At 51.0% G+C, this 8,893-nt stretch carries 7 protein-coding genes, 1 tRNA gene, 2 rRNA genes and 1 pseudogene (1 of these 11 cut by a window edge); 5 read left to right on the top strand and 6 right to left on the bottom strand.

The annotated features are described in order from the left end of the window. The first annotated feature begins 180 nt into the window (after window positions 1-180). From AC2D8P_RS06125 to AC2D8P_RS06105, 5 genes are all read left to right on the top strand, one after another. Window positions 181-813, top strand: a complete 633-nt coding sequence (locus tag AC2D8P_RS06125; RefSeq protein ID WP_484701383.1) for a hypothetical protein — start codon at window positions 181-183, stop codon at window positions 811-813. Next, window positions 814-1,134, top strand: coding sequence for a helix-turn-helix transcriptional regulator (locus tag AC2D8P_RS06120; protein WP_484701382.1), 321 nt, complete (start codon window positions 814-816; stop codon window positions 1,132-1,134). It abuts the gene before it with no gap. Between the two features lie 121 nt (window positions 1,135-1,255). Next, the gene (locus AC2D8P_RS06115) at window positions 1,256-1,474 is read left to right on the top strand and encodes a hypothetical protein (protein WP_484701381.1); all 219 of its coding nucleotides are present in this window, start codon (window positions 1,256-1,258) and stop codon (window positions 1,472-1,474) included. A gap of 179 nt (window positions 1,475-1,653) precedes the next feature. Then, window positions 1,654-2,802 (top strand): hypothetical protein, encoded by a 1,149-nt coding sequence (locus AC2D8P_RS06110; protein ID WP_484701380.1) that lies wholly within the window; start codon window positions 1,654-1,656, stop codon window positions 2,800-2,802. A 254-nt stretch (window positions 2,803-3,056) separates the two neighbouring features. Further along, window positions 3,057-3,974, top strand: coding sequence for a DMT family transporter (locus AC2D8P_RS06105; protein WP_484701379.1), 918 nt, complete (start codon window positions 3,057-3,059; stop codon window positions 3,972-3,974). Window positions 3,975-4,018: 44 nt separating this feature from the next. Here the strand turns inward: AC2D8P_RS06105 and AC2D8P_RS06100 are convergent, their stop codons facing one another. From AC2D8P_RS06100 to AC2D8P_RS06075, 6 genes and pseudogenes are all read right to left on the bottom strand, one after another. After that, entirely contained in the window at window positions 4,019-4,639 is a 621-nt protein-coding gene (locus AC2D8P_RS06100) for a hypothetical protein (RefSeq protein WP_484701378.1), read from the bottom strand. Window positions 4,640-4,833: 194 nt separating this feature from the next. After that, window positions 4,834-4,910: transfer RNA gene (locus AC2D8P_RS06095), tRNA-Met, on the bottom strand. A 130-nt stretch (window positions 4,911-5,040) separates the two neighbouring features. Beyond that, window positions 5,041-6,030 carry a DMT family transporter gene (locus AC2D8P_RS06090; protein WP_484701377.1) on the bottom strand — a complete coding sequence of 330 codons (990 nt, stop codon included), beginning with the start codon at window positions 6,028-6,030 and terminating at the stop codon, window positions 5,041-5,043. Between the two features lie 90 nt (window positions 6,031-6,120). Continuing rightward, window positions 6,121-7,094, bottom strand: a pseudogene (locus tag AC2D8P_RS06085) (arginase family protein). A gap of 123 nt (window positions 7,095-7,217) precedes the next feature. Beyond that, window positions 7,218-7,332 (bottom strand): 5S ribosomal RNA (gene rrf, locus AC2D8P_RS06080). Between the two features lie 77 nt (window positions 7,333-7,409). After that, window positions 7,410-8,893: ribosomal RNA gene (locus AC2D8P_RS06075) — 23S ribosomal RNA — on the bottom strand (it continues 1,347 nt past the right edge of the window).

Below are 8,893 nucleotides of genomic sequence, written 5' to 3'. Positions count from 1 at the left end.
TCAATACGTGGCTCAGACAATACAACCAGATCAGACCACATCATGCTCTGAACATGCGCCCACCAGTCCCAGAAACCCTTTTAGACAAACCGCAAATCACTGGTACTGAAACAAGGGGCTAGACAGGTAGCCAGTGCCGCCCAAGCATTTGCGAAGCACTATTACAAACAAGAATGGTCCGTGGCGCTTGCCCATCGTGGGAAAGGAAACTGGGTAGAGGCGCTCATGAATGCCGCTGAGGAAGGACGTTCCGAAGGTCACTCTGGATTGGAGCTGTTGCTTTACGGTGCGCAAAAGGTTGATGATCTTAGCCGTCCAAAGGAAGCACTTCTCGAGAAAGCAACAAACGAGATCATTCAAAAATTGCGCGATGGAACTTATCGAGCGTTCGGATTTGATCGCCCGAGAACATTGGAAACCATGCCAGTTCAGATTCCGGCAAACGTATGGACAAACGTTGAGAAGCTCGATCGCAACGAAGTTTCGTATCAATCATTGCGCTTTATAGACGTTCGGGTGCGAATGGTTTCAGAGCGAGCCGATAGAACACTTGTAGACCATACTCATTTGAACGTCAGAAAAACCGGTCGGCCAACTATCAAGAATGATGTGGAAGCAGCGTTTCATGCGCTCAATGCTAGCGGAAAGATTGATGTAGATATTCCCGCAAAGTCTCATTTCGACTTGGTTCGCCATTATCTCAAAACCATCTACCCTGACAAATATGACGTAGGTAACACACCCGGAAACGAGGGTATCCGTGCGCATTTTTCGCCTCTTTTCAGAGAGTTAAAGAGAAACAGAAAACAGTAATTGTTAGACCGTTTTACTGTCATTTTTACTGTTTTCGATTTGATCCAAAACAAACGCATCACCGAGCAAAGGAGCAAAAAGATGCGTAACCCGGTTCAAAACCAACCTGAAAACCAAGCAGCCCTAGACTACCTAGACGGCTTTATTGACGAAACCCAAGCAGCAGATTTTCTCTGCCAAAGTGTACGCACACTTCAGAAATGGCGCGTTACAGGCTTTGGGCCTGAGTTCTACAAACCGGGCCGGTCAGTACGCTATCGCCGCCGCGATCTTCGCGATTGGGCAGAACAACGCCGTCGCGCCAACACTTCTCAAATCTGAGTTTTGCCCGCGTGGGCTTGGCAGCAACACGCGGGATTTTGGGGCCGGAAGGCTCTGGGGCGCGGGATCAAACGGCATTCCGCGCCCTTCTTCAAACAGTAATCGAAAATAGGAAATCACCATGTCATCTCAACCCGCCCATAAACTCCGTCTAGGGCTCATCACTGCCACCATTTGGAACAACGACGGTTTTTATTCTGTCGACCTAACCCGGTCATATCGTGACAAAGATGGAGAATGGAAAAGCACCACCAACTTTTCGCATGCCGATATGCTCAATGTTGCTAAGTGCGCCGAGCGGGCAGAAATCTGGATCGGGCGTCAGGTCAATTCGAAGTAAATTAGGAGCCGGAGCGTACTCGCTCCGGCCCCAAAACAGTAGCTGCCCCGCCGGAGGCACTAATTCGGCCAAACCACGATCAATCACCCCTCAAATTGAAACCAATAGCGACACTTTCGCACTGAGGGGGGGTCTTGTAACACCCCCCTCCACGAATACGAAATCGAAGGTAAGAGTAGATGGACGCTGTAATTCTGCATTCTGGATTTGATGGACTGAGATTTACAATTCAAACAGACATTCCCCCAGAGCTTCGGGGAAAGCTCGCCTCTGCCAAGGCACATGCAAAAGAAACCTATAGCGATTGTGTTCTCGAGTTTGGATCGATCCGTTTGAACGTAGCCAACAAAGGAGCGCGGGGCTTCACGGCGAACACAGGAGATCATGGTGCTGTGTGGCTTTTCCAAGATCCCGAAGACCGCATTCCCAACAACCCTGGCATAACCGTGGACTTCCGTGCATTTGGACTCGCAGTTTCAGGGTTGGTTGGGGCCGAGAAACATTTTCGGGATTGCATGACTGCGTTTGGTATTCAGTACGTAGAAACTCAGCTACGCGTCACGCGAGCAGATTTTGCAGTCGACTTTCTTGCGCCTTGGTTTGAGCCTAACCGCGAAGCATTGGTCGTACCGCCGGGAACGAAAGTGACCGAATATACCGGTGTTGATGAAACCGCGACGGTTTCTAGTGGGTCTCGAGTCTTGGGTTTGCGCGCCGGGGCAGTCGTCAACCGGCAGCTTGCGATCTATGACAAGCGCGCCGAGGTCATCCAACAAAAGAAGCTTGGATGGTTAACCATCTGGAACGCCGAATTGGAAGCGATGGGTAAAGAGCCGATTGACCTTCAGGATCGCGACACAGGCCAAGTTTGGCGTTTCGAGATGCGCCTTGGCTCGAAACAGCTACGCAATCGGTTTAAGATGAGGAATTGGCAAGATGTTCAAGACATCATTGGACACGCGTTCACAGATTCAATTGATCGTATCCGTTACTGTACCCCTACCCCAGACTCAAACCGCGCTCGCTGGCCCGCTCATGGACTCTGGCAGCAGTTTGAAAATGTGGTTTGCAATGATCTTTTGCATAACTGCTCTGGTGTTGTGCCCGTCGATGTTATCGAAGCCAACCGAATTGCGAAAATGCGGGAACTCGATGCGCAGATCACAGGACTATTAATTTCGAGAGCTGCAATTTCGAGCATACCCGCTAGTGGCTTCGAAGAGTTTGTGGAAGATCACACTAGTACGTTAGTACGCTTGACCGAAGAGCACCCAACGCCGTTAGTTGATCGGATTTCCAAGGCCCAAGCGCGATATCGTTTTTCTTAGTGGGCGGATTCCGGTCATTCTCTGTGAGCGCGAGCTATTAAGGCCGCCAAGATGGAACCCGACATTCATTTGCCGTGATTTCCCGGCTCAGTTCTGCGCCGCCGCAAGGCTGCTTGGAGCCCTGACCGGACCCTCAATTCTCCGTTGGCTTTAGTTTCTATATTGGCGGCATTTGCAGGGGCAATTGACGCACTCACTAAAACTGTTTCATGTAGTGAAGTAACGCCGAGAGTTTTTCCATCAATGCCGCAGACATGAAAGAACCTCACACCTATCGCGTCGGCCTGATTATGATTTTGCTGGCCGCAGTTTTTGTTGGGATTATGCCCAATGCTGCGAAAATGTCTTATCTTCAGGGCGCAAATCCAATTGCTGTACTCTTGGTGCGTACTATTGTCGGGTCCTTCGGATTGGCAGTGTTTTTGTCCATACGGAACGAAAAACTCTCCATTCCAAAACCTTATGTGAAAACCACCGCTATGGCTGGTATTGCGCTGTTTCTGGCTGCAGGTGGCGGCATGAGCGCAGTGGCGTATATAGATGTGAGTCTCGCAAGCGTGCTGTTCTTCACCTATCCATTCTTCGTGGCGGCGTATAATCATTTTCAGGGCAGCGCCCGGATCGGCGTCGTCGAATTTGGTTTGATCGCGATTGCCTTTTTGGGCTTAGCTCTTGCTCTTGGCGTGAGGATTGAGAGCTTAAATGCGACCGGAGTCTTGCTTGCCTTTATCTCATCTTTGGGGATTACCATCATGATCCTCACGACAACTGAAACCTCGAAAACGCTGGGGCCGGTTCGTGCGAACCTTCACATGACCATCTGGGCCGGTGCGTATTTCATCTTACTAGCCATCGTAGGTCCAAGTCTTGGAATTATGCAGCCAATAGCCTTTCCTAACACTACTATGGGCTGGTTTTACTTGTTGTTGGCTGGCGTTAGTTTCACGCTTGGATATCTGTTCTTTTTTGTTTCTGCTACAATACTTGGGTCAACGCGGGCGTCGGTGCTCTCGATTCTGGAACCTGTCATGATGATCTTTTTTGCACTCTTGTTGGTCAAAGAATGGTTGGCGACATTACAGTGGATTGGGGTTCTCGCTGTCCTCGGTAGCCTTCTGGCGACCGAACTTGTCGCGATACGTCGTGATCGTTCAAAAAGTAAAGAAATATAGTTGACTCCGCGTCGCGGTAAATGGCCGCTTCGTCCGCGACCCGGTCATCGCCGTGATGAAAATGCTGCGTCTTGCACGAATGGCTGGTCTGGTGAAGCTGCATCGCGGCGCTGGCCCACGTCGCAGATGGCCGTTCTGGGCCGTTCGAAAACGGTCCACGCCTCACCAGAATACTCAAGCGCCTGAACTGCAAAATTTAAGGCGTCAGCCGTCGTGGCGTTTACTCTCTGGAACTCTTCCCACGTTTCTGAAGGCAGTAAAAATCGGATTTGAGTTGTTTGTGTGGAAATGTTCTCAAGAAAGTGCTCCATGCCATCCAAGCTGATCAGGGCATTCACCACAATATCAATCTCATCCAAGTCGAGCAGGCCCAAATCAGCTGCGAGTTGCTCTGAAAACAATCTATGAACTCGACCTACGGATATGAACTCATCGTTCGGGCGCTGAGCCTCCACATTTTTCTTTAATGCACGTGCATAGTTTCGGAGTTCTGCGGCGAGAATCCGTCGCAGAGCTGAACGCCTACTTTCGATCTGCCTTCTATGTTCTTGCCGTGCATTTTTGGCATTAGCGCGAAGCGTCCAGATTACACCGACAAAGCCAATGATACCCACTATTGTTGTTTGGAATTGCTCAAGGATCGAAACGGATTCTGGGCTTATCATCTAAATCTCATCTTTCGAAGAAAAATAACGATAACATGCTGTTGTGTTGGTTGTCAGGTAACTGCTGACATGTGCCTTTATCATCACAATGCGATTCCACTTCAACTGCTTCCACAATGCTTCCACGACCAATCCCTAAAAGCAAAAGGCCACCCGAAGGCGGCCTCTAAGTTGCTGTTCTTAAAGAACTAAATTGGTTGCGGGAGTAGGATTTGAACCTACGACCTTCAGGTTATGAGCCTGACGAGCTACCGGGCTGCTCCATCCCGCGCCAATTCGTCGTCTATGTATGCTGATGTCCGGGGGACTTCAACGTCAAAATGCACATTTGCTCGGATATTTGCCAATAAAATAATCGTTGTCTCGTACTCTGAAAACCGCGCTAGAAACTGGGAATTTGCCTATCTTTGGCGAAGAATGCCCAGACCTTTGCGGCGGACGAGCCTTCTGTTCCTGAGAGATTCACGAAACAGGATCAATAGACCCGCACCCACGATCATAACCAGACCAATCCAGGTCGAAACGGATGGTAAGCTGCCAAAAAACGCATATCCCCACAACACGGACCAGGGCAGATAGGTGTATTCAAAGGGCGTGACCACACTTGCTTCTGCTAATCGATAGGCCTGGGAAAGAGAGAAAAAACCAATGCCGGAAATCACGCCCAAGCCGATGAACAAGAGCCAATGCGACGGATCCGGCCAACGCCACGCACGGTATAAAAACGCAAAACTGGGGTGCGGCGAGTCGTTGGGGAGGACGGAGAATATTAGCCCCAAAATTCCGCCGGCGATAATGAAGAACATAACCGTAAACAGGGTAAGCGACCCACCATTGGTTTGGTTGCCTATTTTCCGCGTGATGATGATAGAGGTCGCATAGCTAAGTGCGGCAAGGAGCGCCAAAACTGCGGCGGGTTCGAAAACGCCAGATCCGGGCTGTACGATAACAACAACACCTAACATACCCAGCGTGATCGCCAACCACCTGAAAATGCCTATCTTTTCGCCGAGAAAGAACATCGCCAATACGGTCACGAATATCGGTGTCGAAAAGGTGATCGCCGCCGTTTCTGCAAGACCAATTGCCGCCAAGGCCATGTAGTAAACCAGATATGATGTGAACGCCGATGCCGCCCGAAACAGTTGCAGGGGAATTGATCCCAATCGCAGCGGCCAAAGCGATTTTTCATAATACGCGATTGCCATCACAATCGGGAGCGCAAACAACCCCCTTAGAAACACGATCTGATGCACGGCAAAATCGCCGCTTAGGCTTTTGATAATGACGTCCTGGATCGGGAACAGAGTCGTCGCAATCAGCAAAAATATTATGCCAATGAGCGGACGGGAATCTGTCTCCACATCAGGCCGTGAAATGACGGTGGCCATCTGCGCGTTTCCAATACAATCTGGAGTCAGATTGGCAGATTTCCGGGGGTTATCTGTCACAAGCGCGACACGGAAATGTCGCTGATACTTCTAGCCGATAGTTTCAGAAATGATTGATATCATTTCGAACATAATCGACGCCGCGACCATTGATGTGATCTGGTTTAGATTGTCCTTGGTCGGCATCAGACACACGACGTCACCTCCGACGACATTCATCCCGCGTACCGCACGAATGAGTTCAACAGCCTCATCAATTGAAAACCCGCCGACCCCGGTTCAAGGTTCGACACAGCGGGTGCGATCGTCGGATCCAAGCAATCAAGATCAAAAGTAATGTAAACCGGCCGTCCATTCAGCGTTTCTTTGATCTGTGCAATAACATCCAGGGCACCGCGTGCACGGTATTCTTTCATCGTCACGACATTGTATCCGTAGTCATAACTGGGCTGCAGCCAGTCCAGTGTTCTTGGGTGTCCTCTTAGACCGATCTGCATAGATGTTTTCTGATCCACCTGCCCCTGATCGGCCAGATAGGCCCCCCAATGCGCCGCAGACTTCTTGGCGCCCAGAAAATGATCGACCTTGGTAAATACATCCGTATGCGCATCAAGATGCAGAAATGAAACGGGCTGACCACCCGCGAGTTTGCCGCCGCCAAGGGCCTGAACGATACCCCCGGTGATTGAATGGTCCCCGCCGATGGAAACAGGTCGCGCCCCGGCCACATCGATTTCAGTATAAAAATCAGTAATTTGTTGAATACAATGTTCATTATCATTGGCACGTGGAAACGGAACATCACCTGCATCGCAGATTTTTGCCAGCTCCCACGGGTTGATCCCAAAATCACCATGCACCCGTCGCTGAAGGCATGACACGTTGCGCACAGCGCGCGGGCCCAGATGTTGATCGCGCTCTGTCGTGCCGTTGCCTGTCGAATGTGGAACGCCGACGAGCGCTATGTCATGCCCATTAGGTCGCTCATTCGGGCAACGAAATAGCGTCGGAATCCCCCACCAATAGAGGTTTTGCATCATGGATTCATCGTGTTCTTTGGCCATTTCCTACCCCGATCTGCTGTGTGCAAGAAAACAGTCGCCGAAAACAAAAAGCCGCGCAAGAAGCGCGGCGTTTTGAGGGGTAGATTTTCATCGTAAGAGAGATATCTATTGGTTTCTTTCTAGGTTTGGCGGTGACCTACTCTCCCACACCTTAAGATGCAGTACCATCGGCGCGACAGCGCTTAACGGCCGAGTTCGGAAAGGGATCGGGTGTTTCGCTTGTGCTATGACCACCAAACCGAGAAAAAAACCAATATCAAGTCAAGTACTTAGTGTGTGTATGCTTTTGACCAGTAAGTCTGTCTACTACTGGATCAAATCAAGCCTATCGAACAATTAGTACCGGTCAACTGAACGCATTGCTGCGCTTACATCTCCGGCCTATCGACGTAGTGGTCTACTACGGTTCTCAGGGATACCTTGTTTTGAGGGGGGCTTCCCGCTTAGATGCCTTCAGCGGTTATCCTGTCCGATCATAGCTACCCAGCACTGCCGTTGGCACGACAACTGGTCCACCAGTGGATCGTTCACCCCGGTCCTCTCGTACTAGGGGCAACTCCTCTCAAGTATCCTACACCCACGGCAGATAGGGACCGAACTGTCTCACGACGTTCTAAACCCAGCTCACGTACCTCTTTAAACGGCGAACAGCCGTACCCTTGGGACCTGCTCCAGCCCCAGGATGAGATGAGCCGACATCGAGGTGCCAAACACTGCCGTCGATATGGACTCTTGGGCAGTATCAGCCTGTTATCCCCGGCGTACCTTTTATCCGTTGAGCGATGGCCCTTCCACTCGGGACCACCGGATCACTATGGCCGTCTTTCGACTCTGCTCGACTTGTCAGTCTCGCAGTCAGGCTGGCTTCTGCCATTGCACTCAACGAGCGATTTCCGACCGCTCTGAGCCAACCTTCGCGCGCCTCCGTTACTCTTTAGGAGGCGACCGCCCCAGTCAAACTACCCGCCACACAGGGTCCCGGATCCGGATAACGGACCGCGGTTAGACATCAAGCAGAACAAGGGTGGTATCTCAAAGGAGGCTCCACAGGAACTAGCGTTCCTGCTTCAAAGCCTACCACCTATTCTGCACATGTTCGGCCTAATGCCAGTGTGAAGCTGTAGTAAAGGTGCACGGGGTCTTTCCGTCTAACCGCGGGAAGCCTGCATCTTGACAGGCAATTCAATTTCGCTGAGTCTATGTTGGAGACAGCGGGGAAGTCGTTACGCCATTCGTGCAGGTCGGAACTTACCCGACAAGGAATTTCGCTACCTTAGGACCGTTATAGTTACGGCCGCCGTTTACCTGGGCTTCAATTCGGAGCTCTCACCCCTCCTTTTAACCTTCAGGCACCGGGCAGGCGTCAGACCCTATACGTCGTCTTACGACTTCGCAGAGCCCTGTGTTTTTAGTAAACAGTCGCCACCCCCTGGTTTGTGCCCCCAGTCAATACTTGCGTAGAAACTGGGCCTCCTTCTCGCGAACTTACGGAGGTATTTTGCCGAGTTCCTTCAACATAGTTCTCTCAAGCGCCTTGGTATGCTCTACCTATCCACCTGTGTCGGTTTAGGGTACGATCTGATGGAGGGGCTATTTCCAGGAACCACTCAGCAGCCCATTCAATCCGATAAGGATGAACTACCTCTGTGATCCGTCACCACCTCCTGGCCCAGGAATATTAACCTGGTTCCCATCGACTACGCCCTTCGGCCTCGTCTTAGGGGTCGGCTTACCCTGCTCAGATTAGCTTTAAGCAGGAACCCTTGGATTTTCGGCGAGAGTGTCTCTCACACTCTTTG

The sequence above is a fragment of the Roseovarius sp. YIN77 genome (assembly GCF_057219155.1).
This window is presented reverse-complemented; position numbering and strand designations above follow the sequence as displayed.

What these genes read in the sequence shown, in the direction of transcription:
- AC2D8P_RS06110 (WP_484701380.1), top strand. Translation starts at nt 1,654, where the DNA reads ATGGACGCTGTAATTCTGCATTCTGGATTTGATGGACTGAGATTTACA.
- AC2D8P_RS06105 (WP_484701379.1), top strand. Translation starts at nt 3,057, where the DNA reads ATGAAAGAACCTCACACCTATCGCGTCGGCCTGATTATGATTTTGCTG.
- AC2D8P_RS06090 (WP_484701377.1), bottom strand. Translation starts at nt 6,030, where the DNA reads ATGGCCACCGTCATTTCACGGCCTGATGTGGAGACAGATTCCCGTCCG.
- AC2D8P_RS06100 (WP_484701378.1), bottom strand. Translation starts at nt 4,639, where the DNA reads ATGATAAGCCCAGAATCCGTTTCGATCCTTGAGCAATTCCAAACAACA.
- AC2D8P_RS06115 (WP_484701381.1), top strand. Translation starts at nt 1,256, where the DNA reads ATGTCATCTCAACCCGCCCATAAACTCCGTCTAGGGCTCATCACTGCC.